Origin of the sequence: Bradyrhizobium sp. Y36, from assembly GCF_002531575.1 — a bacterium.
In the GTDB taxonomy this organism is placed as follows: Bacteria; Pseudomonadota; Alphaproteobacteria; order Rhizobiales; family Xanthobacteraceae; genus Bradyrhizobium.
This window is the reverse complement of the sequence record NZ_NWTI01000002.1, coordinates 333,536-357,528: the sequence shown is the minus strand read 5'-3', so window position 1 is coordinate 357,528 and position 23,993 is coordinate 333,536. Positions and strand designations below refer to the sequence as shown.

24 protein-coding genes and 1 tRNA gene are annotated in these 23,993 nt (G+C 63.8%); 6 read left to right on the top strand and 19 right to left on the bottom strand.

Annotation, left to right across the window (positions count from 1 at the left end):
• Positions 1-70: 70 nt before the first annotated feature.
• Complete coding sequence (gene argE, locus CO669_RS05230; RefSeq protein WP_097658703.1) at positions 71-1,243, top strand: acetylornithine deacetylase; 1,173 nt, start codon at positions 71-73, stop codon at positions 1,241-1,243.
• 123 nt (positions 1,244-1,366) lie between these two features.
• Here the strand turns inward: argE and CO669_RS05225 are convergent, their stop codons facing one another.
• Together CO669_RS05225 and CO669_RS05220 are read right to left on the bottom strand one after the other, a co-directional pair.
• Positions 1,367-2,425 (bottom strand): phosphotransferase family protein, encoded by a 1,059-nt coding sequence (locus tag CO669_RS05225; protein WP_097658702.1) that lies wholly within the window; start codon positions 2,423-2,425, stop codon positions 1,367-1,369.
• A gap of 144 nt (positions 2,426-2,569) precedes the next feature.
• The gene (locus tag CO669_RS05220; protein WP_097658701.1) at positions 2,570-3,805 is read right to left on the bottom strand and encodes an acyl-CoA dehydrogenase family protein; all 1,236 of its coding nucleotides are present in this window, start codon (positions 3,803-3,805) and stop codon (positions 2,570-2,572) included.
• Between the two features lie 213 nt (positions 3,806-4,018).
• Here CO669_RS05220 and CO669_RS05215 point away from each other — a divergent pair, with 213 nt between their 5' ends.
• A complete protein-coding gene (locus CO669_RS05215; protein WP_097658700.1) occupies positions 4,019-4,681 on the top strand; it encodes a TetR/AcrR family transcriptional regulator in 663 nt (220 codons plus the stop codon).
• 808 nt (positions 4,682-5,489) lie between these two features.
• Here CO669_RS05215 and CO669_RS05210 read toward each other — a convergent pair.
• The 9 genes from CO669_RS05210 to CO669_RS05170 form a co-directional block, all read right to left on the bottom strand.
• Positions 5,490-5,882, bottom strand: a complete 393-nt coding sequence (locus CO669_RS05210; protein ID WP_198963845.1) for a RidA family protein — start codon at positions 5,880-5,882, stop codon at positions 5,490-5,492.
• A gap of 93 nt (positions 5,883-5,975) precedes the next feature.
• Positions 5,976-6,191, bottom strand: a complete 216-nt coding sequence (locus tag CO669_RS05205; protein ID WP_097658698.1) for a hypothetical protein — start codon at positions 6,189-6,191, stop codon at positions 5,976-5,978.
• A 133-nt stretch (positions 6,192-6,324) separates the two neighbouring features.
• The gene (locus tag CO669_RS05200; RefSeq protein ID WP_097658697.1) at positions 6,325-7,344 is read right to left on the bottom strand and encodes a trypsin-like peptidase domain-containing protein; all 1,020 of its coding nucleotides are present in this window, start codon (positions 7,342-7,344) and stop codon (positions 6,325-6,327) included.
• Entirely contained in the window at positions 7,341-8,396 is a 1,056-nt protein-coding gene (locus tag CO669_RS05195; RefSeq protein WP_143278620.1) for a hypothetical protein, read from the bottom strand. The genes CO669_RS05200 and CO669_RS05195 overlap by 4 nt, the downstream gene beginning before the upstream one ends.
• Positions 8,389-9,753 (bottom strand): ATP-binding cassette domain-containing protein, encoded by a 1,365-nt coding sequence (locus tag CO669_RS05190; protein WP_097658695.1) that lies wholly within the window; start codon positions 9,751-9,753, stop codon positions 8,389-8,391. Before CO669_RS05190 ends, CO669_RS05195 begins: the two co-directional genes overlap by 8 nt.
• A 117-nt stretch (positions 9,754-9,870) precedes the next feature.
• Entirely contained in the window at positions 9,871-10,752 is an 882-nt protein-coding gene (locus tag CO669_RS05185) for a beta-keto acid cleavage family enzyme (RefSeq protein WP_097658694.1), read from the bottom strand.
• Positions 10,753-10,965: 213 nt separating this feature from the next.
• Entirely contained in the window at positions 10,966-12,195 is a 1,230-nt protein-coding gene (locus tag CO669_RS05180; RefSeq protein ID WP_097658967.1) for a CaiB/BaiF CoA transferase family protein, read from the bottom strand.
• Between the two features lie 179 nt (positions 12,196-12,374).
• A complete protein-coding gene (locus CO669_RS05175) occupies positions 12,375-13,574 on the bottom strand; it encodes an MFS transporter (protein ID WP_198963844.1) in 1,200 nt (399 codons plus the stop codon).
• 132 nt (positions 13,575-13,706) lie between these two features.
• Positions 13,707-14,447, bottom strand: a complete 741-nt coding sequence (locus CO669_RS05170; RefSeq protein WP_097658692.1) for an NUDIX hydrolase — start codon at positions 14,445-14,447, stop codon at positions 13,707-13,709.
• Between the two features lie 103 nt (positions 14,448-14,550).
• On the opposite strand from CO669_RS05170, the gene CO669_RS05165 reads away from it, so the two are divergent.
• Complete coding sequence (locus CO669_RS05165) at positions 14,551-15,597, top strand: SPFH domain-containing protein (RefSeq protein WP_097658691.1); 1,047 nt, start codon at positions 14,551-14,553, stop codon at positions 15,595-15,597.
• A complete protein-coding gene (locus CO669_RS05160) occupies positions 15,581-16,516 on the top strand; it encodes a diacylglycerol kinase catalytic domain-containing protein (RefSeq protein WP_097658690.1) in 936 nt (311 codons plus the stop codon). Before CO669_RS05165 ends, CO669_RS05160 begins: the two co-directional genes overlap by 17 nt.
• A gap of 3 nt (positions 16,517-16,519) precedes the next feature.
• On the opposite strand, the gene CO669_RS05155 is transcribed toward CO669_RS05160, so the two are convergent.
• The 6 genes from CO669_RS05155 to CO669_RS05130 form a co-directional block, all read right to left on the bottom strand.
• Positions 16,520-16,723 (bottom strand): hypothetical protein, encoded by a 204-nt coding sequence (locus CO669_RS05155; RefSeq protein ID WP_097658689.1) that lies wholly within the window; start codon positions 16,721-16,723, stop codon positions 16,520-16,522.
• 59 nt (positions 16,724-16,782) lie between these two features.
• A complete protein-coding gene (locus CO669_RS05150; RefSeq protein ID WP_097658688.1) occupies positions 16,783-18,120 on the bottom strand; it encodes a PQQ-dependent sugar dehydrogenase in 1,338 nt (445 codons plus the stop codon).
• The gene (locus tag CO669_RS05145) at positions 18,117-18,569 is read right to left on the bottom strand and encodes a DUF2231 domain-containing protein (protein WP_097658687.1); all 453 of its coding nucleotides are present in this window, start codon (positions 18,567-18,569) and stop codon (positions 18,117-18,119) included. Before CO669_RS05145 ends, CO669_RS05150 begins: the two co-directional genes overlap by 4 nt.
• Before the next feature lie 144 nt (positions 18,570-18,713).
• Positions 18,714-19,031, bottom strand: a complete 318-nt coding sequence (locus CO669_RS05140; RefSeq protein WP_143278619.1) for a hypothetical protein — start codon at positions 19,029-19,031, stop codon at positions 18,714-18,716.
• Between the two features lie 91 nt (positions 19,032-19,122).
• Positions 19,123-19,196: transfer RNA gene (locus CO669_RS05135), tRNA-Gly, on the bottom strand.
• A 333-nt stretch (positions 19,197-19,529) separates the two neighbouring features.
• Positions 19,530-21,962 carry an ATP-binding protein gene (locus CO669_RS05130; RefSeq protein ID WP_097658685.1) on the bottom strand — a complete coding sequence of 811 codons (2,433 nt, stop codon included), beginning with the start codon at positions 21,960-21,962 and terminating at the stop codon, positions 19,530-19,532.
• A 286-nt stretch (positions 21,963-22,248) separates the two neighbouring features.
• Here CO669_RS05130 and CO669_RS05125 point away from each other — a divergent pair, with 286 nt between their 5' ends.
• A complete protein-coding gene (locus tag CO669_RS05125; protein ID WP_198963843.1) occupies positions 22,249-22,962 on the top strand; it encodes a substrate-binding periplasmic protein in 714 nt (237 codons plus the stop codon).
• 11 nt (positions 22,963-22,973) lie between these two features.
• Here CO669_RS05125 and CO669_RS05120 read toward each other — a convergent pair whose 3' ends face one another.
• Positions 22,974-23,177, bottom strand: a complete 204-nt coding sequence (locus CO669_RS05120; protein ID WP_097658965.1) for a hypothetical protein — start codon at positions 23,175-23,177, stop codon at positions 22,974-22,976.
• Positions 23,178-23,203: 26 nt separating this feature from the next.
• Complete coding sequence (locus CO669_RS05115) at positions 23,204-23,401, bottom strand: hypothetical protein (protein WP_097658684.1); 198 nt, start codon at positions 23,399-23,401, stop codon at positions 23,204-23,206.
• Positions 23,402-23,612: 211 nt separating this feature from the next.
• Here CO669_RS05115 and CO669_RS05110 point away from each other — a divergent pair, with 211 nt between their 5' ends.
• Positions 23,613-23,993: a YciI family protein gene (locus CO669_RS05110; RefSeq protein WP_097658964.1), complete on the top strand. Its 381-nt coding sequence runs from the start codon at positions 23,613-23,615 to the stop codon at positions 23,991-23,993.

The following is a 23,993-nucleotide window of genomic DNA, read 5'->3' as shown; positions in this document are numbered from 1 at the left end:
GCCGATCCCTTGGTATGGTTCGTGCAGGCGGCAGAGCCGACCACACCCCTCCCATCACATGATCCCGAGAATGCTGGACTCAAGACCCGACCGGATTCGCAAGCTCCTCGCCGACCTCGTCTCGTTCGACACCGTCAGCGATCGCACCAACCTGCCGCTGATTGCCCATATCGAGAGCTACCTCGCCACGTTCGGCATCAAGGGCGAGCGCGTCGTCGACACGACGGGGCAAAAGGCCTCGCTGTGGGTCACGATCGGCCCCGAGGACCGGCCAGGCCTCGTGCTGTCGGGCCATACCGACGTCGTGCCCGTCGTGGGCCAGGACTGGAGCCACGACCCGTTCAAGCTCGTGGAGCGCGACGGCAAGCTCTACGGCCGTGGCACCACCGACATGAAGGGCTTTGTCGCGGTGTGCCTCGCCATGGTGCCGGAGATGGTGGAGGCAAAGCTCGCAACGCCGATTCATCTGGCGATCTCCTATGACGAGGAGATCGGCTGCGTCGGGGTACGGCCGATGCTCGGCGAGATCGCGAAGAAGAAAGTCAAGCCTCTGGGTGCCTTCATCGGCGAGCCGACCGAGATGAAGGTGATCATCGGCCACAAGGGCAAGCACGGCGTGCGCGCCACCTTCCACGGCCTCGCCCGCCATTCCTCGATCGCGCCCGACGGCGTCAACGCGATCGAATATGCCGCCGAGCTGATCGTCGAGATCCGCCGCCGCGCCGAGAAGCTTGCGCTCGCGCGGGCGAACGACAGCCTCTACGACGTGCCGCACTCGACGCTGCTCACCAGCATCGTGCATGGCGGCGCGGCGCTGAACATCGTGCCCGACACCTGCGCGGTGGATTTCGAATGCCGCGGCATCGGCATCACCGAGTCACGCGAGGTGACGGATGCGATCGTCGCCTGGGCCAGGGCCGAGCTCGAGCCGGCGATGAAGGCGCGGCATCCGGACTGCGGTATCGATTTCGAGGAGATCCTCGACTACCCCGCGCTCGACACCGCCGCCGATGCCGCGATCGTCACGCTCGCCAAGAGCCTTGCCGGGCGCAATGACCACGCCAAGGTCGCGTTCGGCACCGAGGCGAGCTTGTTCTCCGCCATCGCCGATATCCCGTCGGTGGTGATCGGACCGGGCTCGATCGCGCAGGCGCACACGCCGGACGAGTTCGTGGAGATGGCGGAGCTGGAGAAATGCGCAGGCTTCGTGGAGAAGCTGATCGCGCATTGTGCGAAGGGGTAATTGGAGCTTGCTGGGTCCCGGCTCTGCGGAGCAGCACTGCGTGCTGCACCGCGTCCGGGACACGAGAGCTGTGCAAGAACGCAAAAGAAAAAGGCGCAGCCATCGGCCGCGCCTTTTTCATTCCTACACCGCGCCCGCCTTCTGCGCGTACTCCCATGACGCCTTCGACAGCGGCACGGTGCGCTTGGCGGATTCCAGCGCCTTGGCGTTGGCGGCGGTGCCGTCGCGGACGCGGCCGGCGATTCCTTGCGTGATGCCGGCGAGGCGGAACAGATTGTAGGCGAAGTACCAGTTGAGATCGGGCACCGTCATCTTGGTGACGTTGCAATAGATCTGGGCGGCTTCCTCCACGCTCGGGATGTTGAGCGCCTTGAGGTCGGCGCCCTCGAGACCCGGCATAACCCACTGCATCAACAGATAAGTGAAGTCGGCCATGGGATCGCCGAGGGTCGACAGCTCCCAGTCCAGCACGGCCAGCACCCGCGGTTCCGTCGGATGGAAAATCATGTTGTCGAGACGGTAGTCGCCGTGGACGATCGAGACGCGCGCCTGCTCCGGCACGGTCCTGGGCAGCCATTCGGCGACCTTCTCGAACTCCGGAATGTGCTGGGTCTCGGACGCGCGATACTGCTTGGTCCAGCGGTCGATCTGGCGCGCAAAATAATTGCCGGGCTTGCCGAAGTCGCCGAGGCCGATCGCCGTGGGATCGTACATGTGGAGCTTCGCCAGCGTCTCGATCTTGCTGGTGAAGATCTTGCGACGTGCATCGCTGTCCTGGCTCGGCAGCGTCGGATCCCAGAACACACGCCCCTCCTCCATCGACATGATGTAGAAGGCAGCTCCAATCACGCTGTCGTCCTGGCACAGCGCATAGGCGCGCGCGACCGGAAAGCCCTGCTTGCCGAGGGCCGCGATGACGCGATACTCGCGGTCGACCGCATGCGCCGACGGCAGCAATTTGCCGAACGGCTTTCGACGCATCACGTAGGAGCGCTTCGGCGTGTTGAGGCGATAGGTCGGGTTGGACTGGCCGCCCTTGAATTGCAGGACGACCAGCGGGCCCTCGAAGCCTTCGACGTGCTCGCGCATCCAGGCCTCGAGCCGCATCTCGTCGAAGCGATGCCGCTCCTCGACGGGTTTGGTGCCCGAAAACTCTTCGTCTTTCCTGACGCCGTCGGCCATGACGCTCCCTCTTCAGTCCTGACCTTTTCAGGTCGAGCATGATCCTAATCGGTAACCGCTGACGCACTTGCGTCAAGCGGTCATTGCGAATGGGACCATGCCCTGTCGTTTCTTCAAGTCGGGAGCGCCGCCCGGCTCTCCCTCTTAGTGACTGGGAGAGTTGGCATACTTCCGAACCTCGAGCCTGGCAATGGCGCGATTGTGCACCTCGTCCGGACCGTCGGCGAGACGGAGCGTGCGGATGTGGGCGTAGTCCTTGGCGAGGCCCGCCTCGTCCGAGACGCCGGCGCCGCCGAAGGCCTGGATCGCCTCGTCGATGATCTTCAGCGCCATGTTGGGCGCTGCGACCTTGATCATGGCGATCTCGGCCTGCGCGGTCTTGTTGCCGACCTTGTCCATCATGTCGGCCGCCTTGAGGCACAGCAGACGCGTCATCTCGATGTTGGTGCGGGCTTCGCCGATGCGCTGCTCCCACACCGAGTGCTCGACGATCTTCTTGCCGAACGCGGTGCGCGAGGACAGCCGCTTCACCATCTTCTCCAGCGCCTCCTCGGCCTTGCCGATGGTGCGCATGCAGTGATGGATACGGCCCGGGCCGAGCCGGCCCTGCGCGATCTCGAAGCCGCGGCCTTCGCCGAGCAGGATGTTCTCCTTGGGCACGCGGACGTTATCGAGCAGCACCTGGGCGTGGCCGTGCGGCGCGTCGTCGAAGCCGAAGACGGGGAGCATCTTCTCGACCTTGATGCCGGGTGTGTCGAGCGGAACCAGGATCTGCGACTGCTGCTGGTGCTTGGCCGCCTTGAAATCGGTCTTGCCCATCAGGATCGCGATCTTGCAGCGGGGATCGCCGACGCCGGACGACCACCATTTGCGGCCGTTGATGACGTAATGGTCGCCGTCCTTCTCGATGCGGGTCTCGATGTTGGTGGCGTCGGACGACGCGACCGCCGGTTCCGTCATCAGGAAGGCCGAGCGGATCTCGCCGTCCATCAGCGGACGCAGCCATTTGCGCTTCTGCTCCTTGGAGCCGTAGCGGAGGAACACTTCCATGTTGCCGGTGTCGGGCGCGGAACAGTTGAAGACTTCCGAGGCCCAGGTGATGCGGCCCATCTCTTCGGACAGCAGCGCGTATTCGAGATTGGTCAATCCCGCGCCGCGGAATTCGTCATCCTCATGCTCGTTCGGCGGCATGAACATGTTCCAGAGGCCTTCGGCCTTGGCCTTCTTCTTGAGGTCCTCGAGGACCGGGATCACCTTCCAGCGCTCACCGCTGTGATCCTGCTGATCGTAGATCGGCACCGCCGGGCGCACATGCTTGGCCATGAAGGACCGCACGCGGTCGAGCCATTCCTTCTGCTTGGGGGACAGATCGAAATCCATGGGACGCTCCTCGTCTCTCTTTTGCGAACTCGTTTTGCCCGGACTGTCCTCCCGCATGGCACGGCCCGCAAGCGCGAACCCGCGCATTGCGAGGCGGCCCGAGCTGGCCCGCGAGTTGCGAACGAGTCCCGATTGCGGATTGACATTCTCCGGCCTTCAAACGATAGTTTCATACAACTGTTTGAATTGCAACTCCCCTCCCCGGGCGCCCTCATGGCCAGCGATCACACAAGGTCTGCCATTCTCGCCGCCGCCGAACGGCTCTATGCCGACCGCGGCTTCGGCGACGTGACGCTGCGCGACATCGTCGCGGAAGCCGGCGTCAACCTCGCGGCGGTGAACTATCATTTCGGCTCGAAGGACGAGCTGATCGCGGAATTATTCGTCACGCGTTCGGTTCAGACCAACCGCGAGCGCCTGCGCGAATTGAAGGCGGCTGAGGAGCAAGGCGGCGGCCGCGCGCCGATCGAGGTGATCCTGCGCGCGCTGGTCGGACCGACCTTGCGCGGCTGCCTCGGCCCCGAGAACCAGCGCTCGACCGCGGCGCGTTTCATGATCCGCGCCTCGATCGAATCCGTGCCGCCGATCCGCCGCATCAAGAACCGCGAGATCGACCATTTGCGGAAATTCGCCGGCGCGATGCGCCGCGCCCTGCCCGAGCGCTGCGACGTCGACATCTACTGGGGCCTGAACTTCGCGCTCGCGATGGCGCACCACACCATCCGCGAGAGCGAGCGGCTGACAAAGCTGTCGGAAGGCAAATGCGACCTCGACGACGTCGAGGACGTGGTGGAGCGCGTGGTCAGCGTGGCGACGATGGCGCTGACGGCGAGGAAGACCGAGACGAAGGCGCCGTCGCGGGTGGCGGCGCGCTAGTAACAGAAGAAATTCGTCGACCCTTGTCCGTGGTAGGCAACTAACGAATGCGCCCATATGACGGAAGAAGACTTTGCTAACTCTCGATGATCCACCAATTCTCCCATTAAGCCGGCGAGAATATCAGACATTCATGAAGTATCAGTTGGTTTTCAGAAATCGTGTCGATAAGGCCACTGACTCCGATTGAATCTCCTCGCTTGAGCTTGGCGCGAAAAGATTTCTCTTCTTGGGCATCACGATTTGCCGAATAGGTTCGTTCGCAAAGTATCGTCGGCTGAGAGTATTGTGACTGAGGTCCCCATTTTCCGACAACAGAGAAAAGGTGTCCATCGCGCTCGGGATCAGATCCATCCAGGAGGAAGCTCGTCTTAAATGTAAGGCGACGGCCTCGTTGACTTTCGACGAAGGCAGCCCGCATCTGCTCGCTGGTCCGGCTAAAAAAGCACTTCTCGACTTGATCGAAATTTAGATCTGGCGCCAGGCAATCTCGCGCCGGTTCCGAGCCTACTGCCCAAAGCACAAGAGAAGATATTGTACCCAGAGCAGCGATTGTGCTCACAGCTTTTTGGCCAAACCCGCTGAGCGAGCGCCACCACCTCCTGCCAAGTCGAATTGAACCCACCGCGAATTGCTTCCAAGAAATCCACCAACGGCTCATCAATTGAAAAAGTCTGTAAAACAATCAGGCCTCCGCTAAAATGCTCGCGAAGATTGTTCAATAGACTTGATGCGCGCGCAAGCAATTTTGCGGCGGATTCGGAAGATTTAGGATCACCATCGAAGACGGATAGGCCTCAACCCCGCCTCACACCATCGCGATGCAATCGATCTCGACGTCGAAGGGGCCGAACCATTCCGGCGTGCAGACGAAGATCCGCGCCGGCGGATCGATTGGGAAATAGCGGGCATAGACCGCGTTGAATGCGGCGAAGTGTTTGGTCGAGGTGCAGTAGACGTTGCACTTCATGACGTTGTCGAGCGAGGCGCCGGCCGCCTGAAGGCACAGCTTCATCTGCTCCATGACAATCTCGCTCTGCCGCTCGATCGCCATCCCGCCGATCTCGCCCGTATCAGGGTCGAACGGCGGCAGGCCGGCGACGAAGATCATGTTGCCGGCACGCGTCACCGGCGAGGTCGGCGCCTTCACGCGATCGAGAAAGGACGAGATCGGTTCGACGCGGAGCGCTTCGCGTTTCATGGCAGCCACCTTCGGCTCGAGCGAGACTGATCGCTGACTACGCTATTTCGTAGCCGATATGCTTCGCTTCTGATCGAAGTGTGGTGGCGGGGACTAGGCCTGCTGCGGCATCTCCTCGGCTTCTTCCTTGGCGAGCAGCAGCAGCATCTCGATGCCCATCTCGCCTTCCTGCGGCGAGCGGATGAACTTTATTTCGTCGGCGCTTTGCCGCAGCGCGGCAACGATGGCGACGGCCTGGTTGGCGGTGGCGGCCTCGGTCGCCAGAACCGACTTCTGGTTCTTGGCCTGGAATCCAATCGTGTAGGACATTCACTTCCCTCCCCGAACTCAAGTGGGGAGATCGAATCAGAGTCGGAGGCGAAGCGGAAGCCTGTGCGACTACGGACCGTGATTATCTGGGGATTGCCCGCAAGCCTCAGGCAAGGCTCAGCGCCGACACCCGTCACCCTGCGCAAATGAACCCTGCCAAGTCAGGATCGGCGACGATCGCCGACATCAGCACGCCTTGATTGACGAAGATGACGTCTCCCGCCACGTTCTTGGCCAGATCGCCTCCCTTGTGATGGATCGCAACCACCCGCCACTCGTCATTAAACACGGGAGACCCGCTCGATCCGGCCATCGTGTCAGTCGTATACTGGACGAAGTTTTCGAAGAGGTTCACAACCCCGTTGTCCGTCATGCAGATTTGCTTGATACCCGCCTGCGGGTGCTGAACGATGACAACGTGGTCTTGCACCTTCACGGATTTTCCGGCCTCGATGGTCAGCTGCCCCCATTTGCCGCCAAAATCCCGTATCTTGACCGCCGTGCAGTCGAGTGTCTCGCTCGTCTTGAACGTGGCGGCATCAAGGTAGAAGCGCTCCACTTCACAAAGACCGGCTTCATCATCCGCCTCGAAGTTGAACTCGACTACGGTATCGGCCGCCTCCGAAGCCGTTTCCAACACATGGTGGTTCGTGACCAGCGTGTTGGCATTTACGACGAAACCGGTGCCGCGCCGATTAGGGGTCACGACTCGACACACTGATTTCGCACAGTCCAAACCCCGCCGCAGCCAGGCAACACTCTTCAGCCGGCTGCGATCCGTCGTCAGAACCTCGGCATTGCCCATCGCTGCCGCGGAAATCGCGATTGGCTGCTCAACGATATACGTCCCAATGACCGCGTCGGACTGTTCCAGTTCGTCGATTAGCTCGAGGATGCCAATCGCGATCTCGTTCTGGCTGCGGTCATAGGCCCGGTCGTCGCTCGTTCCGCTCCGGCGATCACGGTCCGCCCTCGCGCGGCGAGACATCAGGTTCAGGACCAGGTTCCGCCAACTCGAACGATACTGCTTGCGATCAATCCCGCTGAGCAGGCTTCGGAGGTCTTCCAACGCCAGCTGAAGCTCTCCCTCCGCAACCAACATGCGCGCCCGATTCAGCCTGATGCCGCGCTCCGCGTTGCCCTGCACGCTCACGATCGTGGCCCCATGATGATACGATCTCCTCGGCGATAGATCTGATCAATCCCAAGCACCAGCAGCGATGCAACACCAATCATGACCGGGGCCGAGAGGTTCTTTTGAGAAGGGCCCGAGATCAATATCAGGGCCTGAGCCACAATTGCGCCCAACAGCACGGTCCGTCCCACTACGACGGACTGCATCCGACGGAGCCACGCAGAATTGCCGCTCTCTCTCGCGTCCTGCCAATACAACACGATGGTGATCGTTGAAGCGGCACATAGAACAAGTTCGACGAAGTAGAAGACAAGCACTGTCCTTTCCAACGGAAACACCGCGAACCTGCGAGCCAGGTCATATATCCATTCGAACGAATTCTTCTCCCACCAGGGGATCGACGAGGACGATGCCAATAAGCAGGCAATGAAGGTGACACCAAGAACAGCGACGTTCCGCGTAAAGACTCGAACTTCTGGAGAGAGAGAATCGAGATCGGCAAAAAACACATTGAACGACTCGGAAATCCTGACGTGGATCTGGATCGAAATGAGAATGACCAGAAGCCCAAGCATGACGGAAATCCCTGCAAGCACGTAAAGTCCTGACTCTTGCTGGATCGAGGCGGCGATGAGATCGAGGGCCAGAAAGGCGGGGAGCACTATCACTGCAGCAGCCAAGCAGAGCTGCCAGAACCCATAGTGACGTATTGAACGAAATACCGGCCTGATTTGATCAAATCTCAGGATTACCTGCATCGCCCAAATCAAAACTCCACAAACGTTGAGAAACACCAACAGCCCCAGGAAGGCCACATCCAACCCGATCGGATAGATAATCCGTATCAAGGCGCAGATGAAAACCACTGGCCAGGCAATTACCGCCATTCCCACGATCCAATCGCCCCGCAGTGCAAAGAGAAGTGGGGCATGCCTTCGTAGGTGAACGTCAAGCCGCCGCAACCGCTTGAGAAACGATATCCAGATCCGGACGATCCATAGTAATCCAGCCTTCAGCACCTCGCCCTCCCTCTCCCGCTCGAGAATACTTCGCGCCACGTCTTCACCCATCGCCGGTGCCGTCGACAGGACCGCTGTAGCCATCATTGAGCAAAATGCTCTTGGTGGACTCCGTAATATCGGTCACCGACACAATGTGCTCATTCTGGAGTACGCCCAACCGCTCGAAGAGTTGGGCTACGGTTAGAAAGTCGTCGAAATGTAGAGCAACGCCTCCCAGTATGGAGCTCACGTGACGAAGCCCGCGGATGGACACAGCACCGAAAGCCGCGCGAGTAAGATCCCCCACCAGATGAAATATCGAGCCGGGAGAACGCTGCCGGACGTCAGCTTTAGTTCCTGAAAAGATGCAGGCTCCTCGCTCCAAGATCAGAATCTTGTCCGCAACGAGTTCGGCTTCATCTAGGTGATGCGTGCTCAGAACGACAGACGTCGGCTTGGATATCGTTGTTGCGAGTTCGACGAGATCAGAGAGAAAAGACAGTCGAGCGACGATATCGAGATTTGCTAAAGGCTCGTCCAGAATCAGAAGTTCAGGGGATGAAACAAGAGCCCTCACTAATTCGAAACGCATGAGATAGCCGTCGGACAACTCGTTCCATTGGCGGCTTGCATAACGTTCGAGATCATAGCGCGCAAGGTAGTCGTCGACGAGGCGCTCGTTGTCGGACCCGAGCTTGCCGGCGGTCGAGGCTGCGAATTCCAGAGTCGGCCGAATCCCTGCACGCGTGCCGAAGAATCTGGATGAGAGGAATTGGACTTTCGACCGAATTTCGAACCAATCCTTGGTCGGGCTCAACGCTGGATAAGAAAGCGAGCCTGCGGTCGGCAGCAGGCGGCCCGCGACCAAACGCAACAAGGTGCTCTTTCCACTCCCGTTCTTTCCGATGACGACGCAAACTTCGCCGGTGCCCAGCTTGAAAGAGAGCGGGCCGAGACAAAATCTTCCATTTGGAAACTGTCTTTCCAGACCATCGGCTTCAACCAGGCTAGGCCCGGACGAGGATTTCCTGGATTGGATGAACTGACGTCGGAGCTGGTCACTGTCCGGGGCCGGCCGAGCACCTTGATATCCTTGTCCACGGCTCGGGTCTCGTGCGGTTGCTTCAGGCGACCAGACACCGTCGGACGAGATGAGCTGCGCAACGAGTTCAAGCGCGCTTTGGCTGACGTCGTTGACGTTGACCGTACTCGTACGCCCGCCACGCTCTTCACTCTTTGCGCGGTTCATGCTCCTTAGGAGGAGGGTCACCTGCGATCGTTGTTCAGTGTCGCCAAAATCGGCAACGAGAAGGCGCAACTTCTTTAGCGCCTCAAGAACTTCATCAGCGGCAATCAGATCCTCGATCTCCGCCGAGGCGGCGCGCTTGATCCGATCAGATTGCTGTTCTGGAATTTGATCGACCATTCTCGTCGGCAAAATCGTCAAGTTATGCAAAATGGATCAACCAAACTACTGTACACAACTCCAGATTACATTGAAAGGTGCATGGTTCGGCAAGGGCTCGCCGATCAGAGCCGGCGATCAACTTGCCGCCGGCAGCCCCAGCATCGCCCGCGCATCTTCCGCGCTCGCAACGCTCGCGCCCAGGCTCTTCAGGATGCCCGCGGCGTGCGCGACCAGCTCGGCATTGGTCTTCGCCAGCACGCCCTTGGACATATAGAGATTGTCCTCCATGCCGACGCGGACGTGGCCTCCCAGCAGCCAAGCTTGCGCCACCATCGGGAATTCGGCGCGGCCGATGCCGAAGCCGGACCAGATCGCGCCCGGCGGCAGCAGGCTGCGGGCGTAGAACATCGTCTCCGGCGTCGCCGAGAAGCCGTACTTCACCCCGAGCACGAGCGAGAACAACCCCGGCCCCTTCAGCGTGCCGTCGGCGAACAGGTCGCGCGCCAGATGGCAGTCGCCGCTGTCGAACAGCTCGATCTCCGGCAGCACGCCGGCCGCCTTCATCCGCTCGGCCATGATCCGGACGTTGCGCGGCGTGTTGATGACGACCTCGCCGCCGGAGTTCATGGTGTTGAGATCGAGCGTGCAGATGTCGGGCTTGAGCAGCTCGATGTGCGCGACGCGCTTTTCCGGCTGCAGCAGCGTGGTGCCGGGACCGGCGACGCGGGGATCCTCGATCGAGGGCACGAAGCGCCCGCCGGGACCGGTGGTGAGATTGATGACGAGGCTCTTGTTGCGGGCGCGGATGCGGTCCACGACGTCGCGGTAGAGGTCGATCTCCATCGAGGGGCGGCCAGTTGCGGGATCGCGCACATGGATGTGGGCGATGGCCGCCCCCGCTTCGGCCGCCTCCAGCGCGGAGGTCGCGATCTGCTCGGGCGTGATGGGGAGGTACGGCGACTGCTCGGGCTTGGTGAGATTGCCGGTGATGGCGCAGGTGATGATGGTTTTGGTCATGCGATGTTGTCCCGATCTCACCGTGACTTTGAAGCGCAACTCTATCTTACCCTCCCCTGGAGGGGGAGGGTCGGCGCGGAGCGCCGGGGTGGGGTGATCTCTCCACACCGGCACCATTCAACGCGGAGAGACTGTCACCCCACCCCGCTGCGCATTCCGCTTCGCTGCATGCGCGGCGACCCTCCCCCTCCAGGGGAGGGTAAGAAGCAAAGCCTAGATGATCCCCTGCGCCTTCAGCTCGTCGATCTTCCCGGCATCATAGCCGAGCTTGCCGCCGAGCACCTCCTGGGTGTGCTCGCCGAGCCGCGGCGGGGCGCGATATTCGGTGATGGGGGTGCCCGAGAGGGTCAGCGCGTTGCGGATCAGCGACAGCTCGGGCTCGAACTTGTGCTGCGTCTTCACCCGCATGCCGCGCGACTGGACGTGGGGATCGGAGAACACCTGCTCGAAATTGTTGATGGGACCCGAGGGCACGCCGGCCTCTTCCAGCTTCTCCAGCCAGTAGGCCACCGGCTGCTTCAGGAACAGGCCGGCGAAGATCGCCATGATCTCCTTGCCGTGCACGACACGGTCGTTGTTCTTGATGAAGCGCGGATCGTTTGCCAGCTCCGGCTCGCCGAGCACGGCGCAGGTCTTCCGGAACTGGCCGTCATTGCCGACCACCAGCATCAGCTCGCCGTCGGTGCAGCGGAACACGCCGGCCGGCATGCCGCCATTGCCCCAGGTGCCGCGCCGCGGCGGCGTCTTGCCGTTGACGAGATAGATCTGCAGCCAGTGCGACAGCGAGGCGATGACGGTGTCGAACAGGCAGACGTCGATGTGCTGCCCCTGGCCCTTGTTGGCGTCGCGATGGTAGAGCGCGGAGAGAATGCCGATCGAGGTGTTCATGCCGGTCATGTAGTCGACGATGGACGGGCCGACCTTCATCGGGCCCTCGCCCGGCTCGCCGTCCATGTGGCCGGTGACGCTCATCAGGCCGCCCATCGCCTGCAGGATGGCGTCATAGCCGGCACGCGGCGCGTAGGGTCCGGTCTGGCCGAAGCCGGTCACCGAGCAATAGATGATGCCGGGATTGATCGCCTTGATGGTCTCGTAGTCGAGGCCGTAGCGCTTGAGGTCGCCGACCTTGTAGTTCTCCATGAAGACGTCGACGTCCTTCGCGAGCTCGCGGATGATCGCCTGCCCTTCGGGCTTGGCGATGTTGACGGTGACCGACTTCTTGTTGCGGTTGGCGCAGAGGTAGAACGAGTTGTTGTTGTTTGCCTTGCCCTCGGGATCGGTCAGGTAAGGCGGGCCGAAGGCGCGCGCGTCGTCGCCGGTGCCCGGCCGCTCGATCTTGATCACCTCCGCGCCGAGATCGCCCAGCATCTGGGCCGACAAAGGCCCGGCGAGAACGCGGGTGAGGTCAAGGATCTTGATGCCTGAGAGCGGCAAGGCCGACATGTCGATTTCCTCCGGGGAACTGATCTTGGCACGGCGGCTCCACACCATTCCGTGCTCCCTGCGGATACACCATTTTGAGGCCCTGAGCACTGCACTGGCGGCATACGGCTATCCCCTGCCGGCCCGAAAGGCCCTCGCCGTCCGCGACTTTCCGCGCCGCGAATATTGCCCCAAGCGGCTCAGGTCGCGGCAGCCGCCACGCGCGGCCGGCGCCGTCCGAGCAGCACCAAAATCAGCACCGTCGCGCAGGAGCAGACGAAGGTGAGACCGAGCGCACCGCGACTGCCGAATGCGGCGAGCAGGCCGACCAGGAGCGGCGGCGAGATCGCGGAGGCGAGATTGAGCGGCAGCGCGATCATCGACATCGCCCTGGCGAATTCGGCCTGGTCGTAGAACACGAGCGGAATGGTGGCCCGCGCCACCGCCATCGCGCCGCTGCCGGCGCCATAGAGCAGGATGAAGGCCGCAACCGCCCAGGTTGCGCCCTCGCTCAGCATCAAGAGCAGCATCGCCACGGGCAGCGCCGTGCCCGCGACGAGCCCGGTCGTGATCCCGTCCCACCGACCGCCGCCGAGGAGATCGAGCCCGCGGGCGCTGACCTGGATCACGCCCAGCATGGAGCCGAAGAGGAGTGCCTGCGCCGGCGCCAGTCCCTCCGCCCGCAACAGTTCGATCATGATGGCGCTGATGCCGAAATTGACGAAGGCGTTGAGCGTGATCGCGGCGACCACGAGGCCGAAAGTGCTTCTTGGAACGACCGGCGGCGGCGCCGACCTCGCCGGCTCGCCGGCATCGCCCCCGGCGATCCTCCGGCGCGGTGCGAACGCATAGAGCGGGAGGCTGACGACGAGCATCATCGCGGCATAAACGAGGCACGTTCCCCGCCAGCCGAGGTGACCGCTCAGGAACGACGTCGTCGGCCAGAAGATGCTGCTGGAGAGGCCCGTCACCAGCATCAAGGCCCCGATCGCGTGCTTGGCCTGCCGCCCGGCGATCTCGTTCAGCATGATATAGGCGCCGGTCGACAGCGTGGCGCTGCCGGCGATGCCGAGCACGATCCAGGCCGCGAAATACAGCATCGGCTCGCGCGCGAGCGACAGCAGCACGAAGCCCGGCACGGTCACGACGGTGCCGACCATCATGACCGCCCGCGCGCCATGCCGCGCGAACGATTTGGCGAGCCAGGGCGCGCACAGGCCCATCGAGACATAGAGAACGGACGTGCCGGCGAACACGGCCGGCAGGCTCATGCCGAGATCGGCGGCGAGATCGCGCCCGACGATGGCAGGAAGCCCGATCGTACCCCAGCCGACCAGCTGGGTGATGGCGAGCACCAGCAGGACGCCGATCAACCTGCTGTCAGATTTCAAGAACCGCATTCCAGACGTCGCCTGCCCCGCAGGCGCAGATCGCGCCGGCACAGCCAGTCTTAGCCGGAGACTGGGCTCGAGGGCATGTCCGTTCCGAATGGCATGGCAGCGCTGGCCGCAGGGCGGCGTTCGATCGGGCGCTCATTCCGGCGGGTTGAATGTCCGCACGAAATAGACGGGCTCGCGGCCCTTCGTCAGGCGATAGAGCTGCGCCGGACGGTTGGGGCCGCGCCGCATCCTCGCCACCGGCTCGATCATGTCGGCCGACAGGATGCGGGTGCGGAAGGCGCTCTTCTCCAGCGGACGGTCGAGCACGATCTCGTAGACCCGCTGCAGATCCGGCAGCGTGAACTCGGCCGGCATCAGATAGGCCGGCAATGAGGTATACTCCACCTTGTTGCGCAGGCGCTGAATGGCGGTCGAAAGGATCTCGCCGTGATCGAAGGCGAGCTTCTCCTTCAGCCTGCCGCCGGACAACGGAAACCAGCGCGCATCCGCGGAGAGCTCGCCGGCCTCCTCCGGGATCAGCGCGAAATAGGCGTGCGTCGCCGACCAGCCGCGCGGATCGCGTGTCGCGCTGCCCCAGCTTCCGAGCTGCTCGAGGTACGGACTGGTGACGCCGGTCTTCTCTTTCAGCTTGCGGGCGGCGCAGGCCGCGAGATCGCGGTCCTTCGCGACATCGACGAAGCCGCCGGGCAGCGCCAGGCTTTCCGGAAACGGCTCGCCCTCGCCCGCCGGACGCCGCACCAGCAGCACCTGGAGGCGGTCGTCGCGGATCGTGAAGATCGCCACATCGACCGTGGTCAGCGGGCGCGGAAAGTCCAATTGTCCAGGTTTCCCAAGCCCTTTGCCAAGGTCTTTGCCAAGCGCCTCGCCTGCCATCGCCGAACTCCGCTGCTTTGGCCTTGACAGTAGCATAGTTAGTTGTACAGTCCAACTTACTTAGTTGCTCAGGCACACTTACAGACAGCGATCGGAGAAGGCCATGTTCGGCGTCAGATTCATCAAGGCTCAGCCCACCACCTATCTGATGAAGTACCGCGCCGGCGCCATCGTCGCCGAGGGCGCCGGTCTTTCCGCGCTGTATTACGCGCCGGTGACCATGCTGGTCGCCGTGCCCATCGGCAGCCGCGACGCCTCCTTCATCTTCGAGCAGACCGCGCGCGACTTTCAGACGCTGACCGTGCAGGGCCAGGTGACCTATCGCGTCAGCGACCCCAAGAAGGCGGCATCGATGCTCGACTTCACGCTGAAGGCCGACGGCAAGACCTATGCGAGCGACGATCCGGAGAAGCTGCCGGAACGGATTCTCGGCACGGTCGAGGTTCTCGCCCAGCAGGCAGTGAAGGAGCTGACGCTGAGGGAGGCGCTGCAGGCCTCCGACCGCATCGCCGACATCATCGCAGGCGGATTGAGGGCGCGCGCCGACATCGTTTCCCTCGGCCTCGAAATCCTCGGCGTGTCGATCCGCGGCATCAGGGCGACGCCGGACACCGCGAGGGCGCTGGAGGCGCAAGCGCGCGAAGCGATCCTGAAGAACGCGGACGAGGCCATCTTCGCCCGGCGCAACTTCGCCGTCGAGCAGGAGCGCGCCATTCGCGAGAGCGAGCTCGACACCGAGATCGCGGTCGAGCAGAAGAAGCGCTCGATCCGCGAGACCCAGATGGACGCCGAGGCAAGCGTTGCGGCCAAGCGCAACGAGCTGCGCGAGGCCGGCATGGCCGCGGACATCGTGCTGGAAGGCAAGCGCAAGGATTTCGTCGGGCTCAATGCCGAAAATACGAGAACGCTGGCCGACGCCGAGGCCTATCGCGTCGGCGCGCTGATGAAGATCTTCGAGGGCGTCGACACCCGCGTGATCCAGGCGCTCGCTGCGGCCGGCATGCAGCCGGGGCAGCTGATCGCGCAGGCCTTCTCCGGCATCGCCGAAAAGGCCGAGAAGATCGGCCAGCTCAACGTCTCGCCGGACCTGCTCAGCCAGCTGATGGAGAAGCCGAAGCCGACGGAGGCCGCCAATGCCCGCCGCCAATGACCGCAAGATCGTGCTGGTGACGCGCAAGACCAGGCTGGAGGACCTGATCGCGCGCCACCTCACGGCGGCGCAGGCGCGCTTCTACGTGGAGCGTCTCGGCGCCGACTTCTCCGACTATGAGCGCGAGCACGAGGTCTACCGGGCGCAGCGTCACACCACGTTGCAGGTCCTGGAGCAATGGGGGCGCTATCAGGTCATCGACCGCAGCTTCCTGCCGAACTTCATCTTTGCCCCCGACGACATCGTGGTCGCGCTCGGCCAGGACGGCGTCGTCGCCAACACGATGAAATATCTCAACGACCATCCGCTGATCGGGCTCAACCCGGACCCCGCCCGCCACGACGGCATCCTGCTGCCCTTCGCCCCTGGCGACCTTGCGAAGCTGCTGCCGGAAGTCGCCGCCGACAAGCGCGGCAGCCAGGCTGTGACGATGGCGGAGGCGCGGCTCAGCAATGGTCAGGTGCTCCACGCCGTCAACGACCTGTTCGTCGGCGCGCGCACGCATGTCTCGGCGATCTACGAGCTTGCGACCGGCGGCGCCACGGAACGGCAGTCCTCGAGCGGCCTGATCGTCTCGACCGGGCTCGGATCAACCGCCTGGTTCAAGAGCATAATCACGGGATCGCTGGCCATTGCCGGCAGCCTTGGCCGGCCTCCCCCGCTAACGCGTTACGAAGCCCTGCCCTGGGATGCGCCGGAGCTGCGCTTTGCCGTGCGCGAGCCCTTCCCGAGCCGTCATTCGCAGACCAATCTCGTCTGCGGCCGGCTGGCCCCGGCCGACCAATTGCGCATCCGCTCCTTGATGCCGGAGAACGGCGTCATCTTCAGTGACGGCATCGAGGCGGACCGTCTCGATTTCAATGCCGGCACCGAGGTTGCGATCGGCATCGCCGCGCGGCGCGGCCGGCTGATCGTGTGACGGCTAGATGCCGAGTGCGCTTTCTCCTGCTTCGCGGCCGGGCACGCTGACCTGGACTTCGTGCCCCTCACGAAGCGCGAGCGATGCGGCGGCGACCGCGGATTCGAACGCAGCTTCCTTGGTGGCATAGGTGTTCCTGACGTCGCCGTCGTGCAGCACGCCCCATTCGTTCCGCACCGGCACGATGGCATATTGAGCAAGGCCCATTGTCCCACTCCTGGCTTTGAGTTTCAGAAGAACGTCTGCCGGACAACGCGCACGCGAGCTTAACGTTGCGTCAGTTGCGGATGTGCGGCGGTGACGCGCCAGACCGTGTTGCCGCTGTCGTCGGCGACCAGCAATGCGCCTGATTTGTCGATGGCAACGCCGACGGGCCGGCCGCGCGCCTTGTTGTCGCTGTTGAGAAAGCCGGTCACGACGTCCTGCGCCGGGCCACTCGGCTTGCCATCGGTGAACGGCACGAACACCACCTTGTAGCCGTTGAGCACCTGCCTGTTCCAGCTGCCATGCTCGCCGACAAAGGCGCCGCCGCGATAGGCCGCCGGCAGGCTCGTCCCGGTGTTGAAGGCCATCCCGAGCGGCGCGACATGCGAGCTCAGGGCATAGTCCGGCGCAATCGCCCTGGCGACGAGATCCGGCCGCTGCGGCTTGACGCGGGGATCGACGTGCTGGCCGTAATAGCTGTAGGGCCAACCGTAGAAGCCGCCGTCCTTCACCGAGGTCATGTAATCGGGCACGAGATCGGGACCGAGCTCGTCGCGCTCGTTCACTACGGTCCATAGCGCGCCGGTCTGCGGCTCGAAGCTGAGGCCGTTGGGATTGCGCAGACCGCTCGCGAACACGCGCCAGCGCCCGCTGGCACGATCGACCTCGAGGATGGCAGCGCGGTTGTGCTCGGCCTCCATGCCGTTCTCGGTGATGTTGCTGTTGGAGCCGACGCCGGCGTAGAGTTTTGAGCCGTCGGGACTGGCGACCAGGCTCTTGGTCCAGTGATGGTTGATCGGTCCGCCCGGCAGCGATGTCAGCACCGTGCCCGGCGCGGTAATCTTCGTGTCGCCTTCCCCATAGGGATATCTGACGATCGCATCGGCATTGGCGACATAAAGATCGCTGCCGACCAGCGCGATGCCGAACGGCGAGTTGAGATGGTCGAGGAAGACGCTTTGCGTATCCGGCACACCGTCGCCATTGTTGTCGCGCAGCAGCGTGATGCGGTTGCCGGGCCCGGTGTCGTCGCCGCCCGAGGTCGCCCAGGACTCGACATAGCCCATGACGATCTCCTTGGGCCGCTTGATGCCTGCCCCCTTTGGCGCTTTGGATTCAGCCACCAGCACGTCGCCATTGGGCAGCACGTAGAGGAAACGCGGATGCTGCAGGCCGGTCGCGAACGCCTTGATCTGCAGGTCCTCGGCCACAGAAGGCGCCTCGTCCTTCTTCCAGCCGACGATGCGCGCGATGTGCATGGGCGGCAGCAGATATTGCTGGATGTCGGGAAGTTTCGGGTTGGCGCCGATCTGCGCCTTGGGATCGCCGCTGCCGTCATCGCAGCCGGCCAGCAGCAGCACCGAGGAGCACAGCAGCGCGCGTCCAATCGGGAAATTCATCGCGCAACTCCCACGCCGTGGCGATAGACCAGGGCCCAGCCGAGCCAGCCGGTGACCGGCAGGATCAGGACCGTGATCACGGACAGAACCAGCCCCGTCGGCCACACCGACGTCCAGGCATCGCGGGTGTGGATCAGCGCATTGACGATGCCAAGGATCAGCGCGACGGCGTTGCCGATCAGATGCGGCCAGGCCGGCGTCTGCGCCCGCACCAGGCGGTTGCCGAGAAAATCGGTGAGGCCCGCGATCGCCGCCAACACGCCGAAGACGACGCCGACGAGCAGGAGCCAGGCGGAAAAATCCGCCCACATGATCTCGGCACTGGCGACATAGGCGATGTCGGTGAAGAGCGCGCCGACGAAGCACGCGATCGGGATCGGCACCAGCATCGGATGAATCGGATGACCCGCGATCTGCGCGGTGGTGCGCACGCGCACGTCTTGCTGCACGGTTTGGCCTCGTGTGACTTTCGGTCCCGCCCGACCGGCCAACTCGTGCGCCGCGTGATGGTTCCTAGGCGATCCGCGTCGCTTCGTTCCGACGGGCGCGGCGGGCGCTCATCGCGAGCAGCGATCTCACGGACCGAGACGGCCCTAGATGCGCGTCAGACCCAGCTTTTCGCGGACCTCGTCATCCTCGATCACCTGATCGAGGCGCGCATCCCTGCTGGCTTGCTTGCCGGCTTCGAAATCTTCCGCGATCGTCTCGAGCGTCCGAAACGCCTCGCCGGCGCTCGCTGCGGTCTCGAGATGAGCAATCGACCGGCCGTTCACCGTAAGATCAGCCTCGCCCCAGGGCGTGGTGTCGATCTCCAGGCGGTCGCCGCCGGCGTTTGCGATGAAGTGCTGGACGGTGGATTTGGAGGTCGGCAAGGAGAGATCCGGCGTCCAGTCGATCGGCTTGTCGGTCATGTCTTTGTGTCCCGAAGTTGCGACCGATGGATAGACCATCCGGCGCCGGGGACATTGACCTGGATCAGGCTTGAATGCGCTTCTGAACGTCTGGAGCGGGTGAAGGGAATCGAACCCTCGTATTCAGCTTGGAAGGCTGCTGCTCTACCATTGAGCTACACCCGCGTCAGGGGCTCCCTAACACGGCCCGGCGGCGGTCTCAACTGTTCAGGACACGGCTTTCCGGCGTCATCGGCGGCTGTTACGGACCGCGCCGGTTCCTCCGGAAAGCGGCAGCCCCCTTAACAGCGGAGGCAATGCCGCCTATATTGAGGTCTTCCGAAACCAACGAAAGGAGGTGATCCAGTGTCTTTTACCAAGCGCTGTCACCTCGCTGGGATCGCCCGCTAAGTTCTGAACAAGGGCCTGGCATCGGGGCGCTCTCAGCCCTGGACCAGCGAGCAAGAAATCGGGCGCGACGGGGCCTCCCCGCCGCGCCTTTTTCGTGGCTCGTACAGCTCAGGCCGGCGGGTCGCCCGCAAGCACCTCGCGAATCTTCTCCGACAGCTCCGACTTCCGGTACGGCTTGCCGAGCAGCGCCACGCCGGGATCCAGATGCCCTTCGTGGACGATGGTATCGTCGGTGTAGCCGGACGTGAAGAGCACGCGCACGCCCGGCCGGCGCAGCCGGACCGCGTCGGCCAGCTCCCGGCCGTTCATGCCGCCGGGCATGATGATGTCGGTGAACAGGAGATCGAACCTGGCGCCCTGGTCGACCAGTGCCAGCGCGGACGCGCCGTCGCCGGCCACCAGCGTGCGATAGCCGAGGCTGCCGAGCTGGGCGATGACATAGCCCTGCACCAGCGGATCGTCCTCGACGACGAGGATCGTCTCGTGTCCGCGTGCCGTGGCGAGCGGCTGAACCGGGGCCGACTTGGCCGGCGCCTCGCCCTTCGACCGCGGCAGGAACAGCCGCATCACCGTGCCCTGCCCCTCCTCGCTCTCGATGGCGACCGTGCCGCCGGTCTGGCGGGCAAAGCCGTAGACCATGCTGAGCCCGAGCCCGGTGCCGCGACCGACATCCTTGGTGGTGAAGAAGGGCTCGAACACGCGCTCGCGGATGTCGGCCGGAATGCCGTGACCGGTGTCGCTGACCGCGACCATCACGAAGGCGCCGCGCAGGACGTCGCCATCGCCGGCGCGGCCCATGCCGTCGCCGGAGCTGCTCATGCCGTCAAGCTCGCGGTTCGCGGTCTCCAGGGTCAGCCTGCCGCCGCCCGGCATCGCGTCGCGCGCGTTGACCGCGAGGTTCACGATTGCGGATGACAGCTGCGAGGGATCGGCCATCGCGGACCAGACGTCGTCGGCGAGCCGGGTATCGATCTCGATATGCTCGCCGAGGATCGGCTTGAGCAGCTTCGCGGTCTCGACCACGAGGGCGTTGACGTCGATCTCGCGCGGCTCCAGCGGCTGGCGGCGCGCGAAGGTCAATAGCTGCGAGGTGATCTCCGCGCCGCGCGCGGCCGCATCGTCGATCAGCTGCGCGATCGCGGCGAGCTCGGGCTTGTCCGCAAGCTCGTCCCGGATGATCTCGATGGTGCCGGTGATGACCGTGAGCACGTTGTTAAAGTCGTGCGCGACGCCGCCGGTAAGCTGGCCGATCGCGTCCATCTTCTGAGCTTGACGCAGCCGCTCCTCGGTTTCGTGCTGCGAGGTGAGATCGGTCGCGGAGCCGCGGTAGCCCGTGAAGCGTCCGTCGGCGTCGAACACCGGCTTGCCGTTGACGCTGAAATGATGCATGCGCCCGGTGGTATCGCGCCCCCGATATTCGAACTTGCGGAACGGTTCGTGACGGTCCAGCGTCGCCAAATGCGCGCGCCATTTCTCGGGCTCGGTCTCGCGGTCGAGCGCGGTATCGACGCGGCGCGTGCCTATCCGTACCTTGGGATCCATGCCGAAGGCGATCACCCGGTCGGACAGGTAGGTGAAGCAGTGGTCCGGCCCGGTCTCCCAGAACCAGTCAGAGGCGGTCTCGGCATAATCGCGGAAGCGCTCCTCGCTCGCCCGCGCCTCCTCTTCCGCACGTCGGCGGATGATCAGGTCGCGCTCGAGGTTTGCATTGGCCTCGCGCAGCTCGCCATAGGCCCGCTCCAGGTTTGCGCACATGGCGTTGAAGGCCTCGATCACCTTGTCCAGCTCGTCGGCGTCGTAGGGCGGCCGGCGCTCCAGGCGCAAGGGCGGCGGCGGCCGCGCCAGGCTGTACTTGCTGACGAACTCGGCGATGGCAACCAGATGCCGCGTCACCAGCAGGTGAAACATGTAGATGATGAAGAGCGAGACGAGGAATGTCTTCGCCGCCTGGCTGGCCAGGATGACGAGCGTCCGGTTCAGCAAATGCTGATAGACCTCGCTCAGCGTCGCCTCGACATGGAGCACGCCGATCGGGCGCGAGGTCCCCTGCACATTGGTGTTCAAGGGATAGTCGCGCGTCACGATCGAACGCGTGCCCGGCTCGCCGACCGCGATGCGGATCGGATTGGGACGGTCGGCGATCTCGCGCACCTCGGCGGCGCGGATGTCGGGCAGCCGCAGGATACCGTCGAGCTGGAGCTTGAGCTGATTCTGGTCGAGATTCCACAGGCTTTCGCCGAGGCTGCCGGTGGTGCTGCGGCCGATCTCGTCGAGCCGCGTCTCGATCAGGGCGACCTCGCGGTCGTAGTCGAGATAGAGCTGGAGCCCGGTCAGCGTCAGCGTCACGACCGAGGAGAACAGCAGCACGGCGGCGAGAAGCCGCGGCCCGACGCCGCTGCGGGTCCAGTTGAACAGCCGCGACAGCAGCGATGCGGACATCGCAGGCGCGAGCGCGGCACCGATGCCGGACAGACCCGGCTTCGCGGCCGCCGGCGCAATGGCGCGGCTGCGCTTGGGACCCTCGTCACCTGCGTCGGCCATGCACCACGTCCCCCGAAATGGCGGCTCTCTGCTCCGGCCCGATGCGCAATCACCCTGCCGGCCCGTAGGCGGCTCGAGGTCGGCGGGTCATGTCTTCCGCCCGGCAGCAGGATTCCCGCGCAAACTAGCACTGTGCGTGCTAGAATGACATCGGTGAAAGTCCGGTCGGACTCGCAGGACGAGCGAGCGGTCATCGTTGCGGCCAGCGCCAAAGGCGCCAACTCCCGGTAGATCGTGCCGGAGTCCGAATCCAGGGGTAGCAATGCACGACCGAGGGAGACGCCTGATGTGGCGCCTAGCTGTCGCCTGCCTGTCGCTGCTCGCAGCCGGTCCCACCCAGGCGCAGGACACGATCCGGCTGGCGCGGATCGCCGACATCCCCGATCAATATGTCGGCGGCGAGATGCTGCGGGCCGTCTATGCCAAGCTGAACATCAGGCTGGAATTCGAGGACGTCCCCGGCAAGCGTGCGCTCGCGCTGTCGAGCGCCGGCGAGGTCGATGGCGAGGTCCAGCGGATCGGCACGCTCTCGCGCGACTACCCGACGCTGGTCCAGATCACGCCGGCGATCAACTACATCGAGCCGGCGGTGTTCGCGACCAGGATCCGGTTCGAGGTCGCTGGCTGGGATTCGATCAGGGACTACAGCATCGGCATCGTCCGCGGCGTCGGCTCCTCGGAAGCGGGCACGCGCGGCATGGCCCGCGTCACGGCGACCACCGGCCTCGACAACATGGTGCGGATGCTCGACGCCGACCGTTTCGACGTGATGGTCACCGACCTCTTCAGCGGGCTCGCCGCGGTGAGGAAGCTCAATCTGCAGGACAGGATCTATCCGCTCTCGCCGCCGCTGGAGCGCATCCACATCTACCATTACCTGCACGAACGCCATCGCGATCTGGTGCCGAAGGTTGGCAAGGTGATCGCGCAGATGGAGGCGAGCGGCGAGCTGGCAGCGCTGCGCGAGGCCCTGGTCAAGCAGGTCTTGAGCGGGAAGTGACGCCTGCCGTGTCAGCCCGCGCGAAGCCGCTCGCGTAGCGCAACGGCCGCAATCAGCATGCCGACGCACCAGGCCACGACGGCGCGATGAGGCTCCGCACCGAGCAGCACCGTGAAGATGCTCGTCAGCAGGCATGGCACGATGGCCTTGCCCATCCGGCTGGTCAGCGCGAGCAGGAACGGCATCGCCGCGATCGATATTTGCAGGACATTCATGTCGAACGACATTCGCCTTGAAGGCTTCAGAAGCCGCAGACATTGATGGCGCGAGGGCGCTTGCCGCGCCTGGTTTCCACGATGCGCTCGCCGCCATTCTCGGCCGAACTGCCGTAATAGCGGTGATGGCCGCTCTGGTCGTGCGGATCGGCCGTCTCCGATTGTCCGGTCCGACGCGCGTCGCAGATGATCTTGCAAACGGACTTGATGGTGTGACCCGACATTGCCGCCTCCAGCAGAAATCTTGTTGTTGTGGTCATCAGTCGCGACCGCTTTCGGCGGCGTTCACACGGCAAGCGCCCAATCGGGTTTCAGGACGGTTTCGTCGCGGCCGGACCACGCAATATTTTGTGCTTGAATCTCTCCCTGGGGATTGTCGGCACCGTCCGTGCTGCTACGTCCTTTGGATCTGTGCAGAAAAACAACGAGGGAAAGATGCTCTACGCGATCCTGGCCTACCACGTGGAAGACGAGATCCTGTCCTGGACGCCGGAGCAGGACGCCGCGGTCGTGGCCAAAGTCATCGAGGTTCAGGCGCCCCTGCGGGCCAGCGGGCAGTTCGGGCCGGCCGCCCGCCTGGATGAGACCCGAAAGGCCCGCACCTTGCGCGGCCCCGGCGCCGGCATGGTGCTGGACGGCCCGTTTGCAGAGACCAAGGAACAGCTCCTCGGCTTTCACCTGATGGAATGCGCCAGCGAGGAGGAGGCGATCGCGGCGGCGCGGAAGCTGCGTGCGGTCAATCCGACTGCGGTCTACGAAATCCGTCCGGTCAAGCTTTACGTGCCGGCCGATGGGTTCGGCGCGACGCCCGGGTGA

Coding starts and splice junctions, on each gene's coding strand:
- CO669_RS05215 (WP_097658700.1), top strand. CDS start 4,019: ATGGCCAGCGATCACACAAGGTCTGCCATTCTCGCCGCCGCCGAACGG.
- CO669_RS05170 (WP_097658692.1), bottom strand. CDS start 14,447: ATGGCAGGCGAGGCGCTTGGCAAAGACCTTGGCAAAGGGCTTGGGAAA.
- CO669_RS05115 (WP_097658684.1), bottom strand. CDS start 23,401: ATGTCGGGTCACACCATCAAGTCCGTTTGCAAGATCATCTGCGACGCG.
- CO669_RS05125 (WP_198963843.1), top strand. CDS start 22,249: ATGTGGCGCCTAGCTGTCGCCTGCCTGTCGCTGCTCGCAGCCGGTCCC.
- CO669_RS05220 (WP_097658701.1), bottom strand. CDS start 3,805: ATGGATTTCGATCTGTCCCCCAAGCAGAAGGAATGGCTCGACCGCGTG.
- CO669_RS05165 (WP_097658691.1), top strand. CDS start 14,551: ATGTTCGGCGTCAGATTCATCAAGGCTCAGCCCACCACCTATCTGATG.
- CO669_RS05140 (WP_143278619.1), bottom strand. CDS start 19,031: ATGACCGACAAGCCGATCGACTGGACGCCGGATCTCTCCTTGCCGACC.
- CO669_RS05155 (WP_097658689.1), bottom strand. CDS start 16,723: ATGGGCCTTGCTCAATATGCCATCGTGCCGGTGCGGAACGAATGGGGC.
- CO669_RS05185 (WP_097658694.1), bottom strand. CDS start 10,752: ATGACCAAAACCATCATCACCTGCGCCATCACCGGCAATCTCACCAAG.
- CO669_RS05195 (WP_143278620.1), bottom strand. CDS start 8,396: ATGGGTGAAGACGTGGCGCGAAGTATTCTCGAGCGGGAGAGGGAGGGC.
- CO669_RS05110 (WP_097658964.1), top strand. CDS start 23,613: ATGCTCTACGCGATCCTGGCCTACCACGTGGAAGACGAGATCCTGTCC.
- CO669_RS05120 (WP_097658965.1), bottom strand. CDS start 23,177: ATGAATGTCCTGCAAATATCGATCGCGGCGATGCCGTTCCTGCTCGCG.
- CO669_RS05160 (WP_097658690.1), top strand. CDS start 15,581: ATGCCCGCCGCCAATGACCGCAAGATCGTGCTGGTGACGCGCAAGACC.
- CO669_RS05190 (WP_097658695.1), bottom strand. CDS start 9,753: ATGGTCGATCAAATTCCAGAACAGCAATCTGATCGGATCAAGCGCGCC.
- CO669_RS05150 (WP_097658688.1), bottom strand. CDS start 18,120: ATGAATTTCCCGATTGGACGCGCGCTGCTGTGCTCCTCGGTGCTGCTG.
- CO669_RS05180 (WP_097658967.1), bottom strand. CDS start 12,195: ATGTCGGCCTTGCCGCTCTCAGGCATCAAGATCCTTGACCTCACCCGC.
- CO669_RS05175 (WP_198963844.1), bottom strand. CDS start 13,574: ATGCGGTTCTTGAAATCTGACAGCAGGTTGATCGGCGTCCTGCTGGTG.
- CO669_RS05210 (WP_198963845.1), bottom strand. CDS start 5,882: ATGAAACGCGAAGCGCTCCGCGTCGAACCGATCTCGTCCTTTCTCGAT.
- argE (WP_097658703.1), top strand. CDS start 71: ATGCTGGACTCAAGACCCGACCGGATTCGCAAGCTCCTCGCCGACCTC.
- CO669_RS05130 (WP_097658685.1), bottom strand. CDS start 21,962: ATGGCCGACGCAGGTGACGAGGGTCCCAAGCGCAGCCGCGCCATTGCG.
- CO669_RS05225 (WP_097658702.1), bottom strand. CDS start 2,425: ATGGCCGACGGCGTCAGGAAAGACGAAGAGTTTTCGGGCACCAAACCC.
- CO669_RS05205 (WP_097658698.1), bottom strand. CDS start 6,191: ATGTCCTACACGATTGGATTCCAGGCCAAGAACCAGAAGTCGGTTCTG.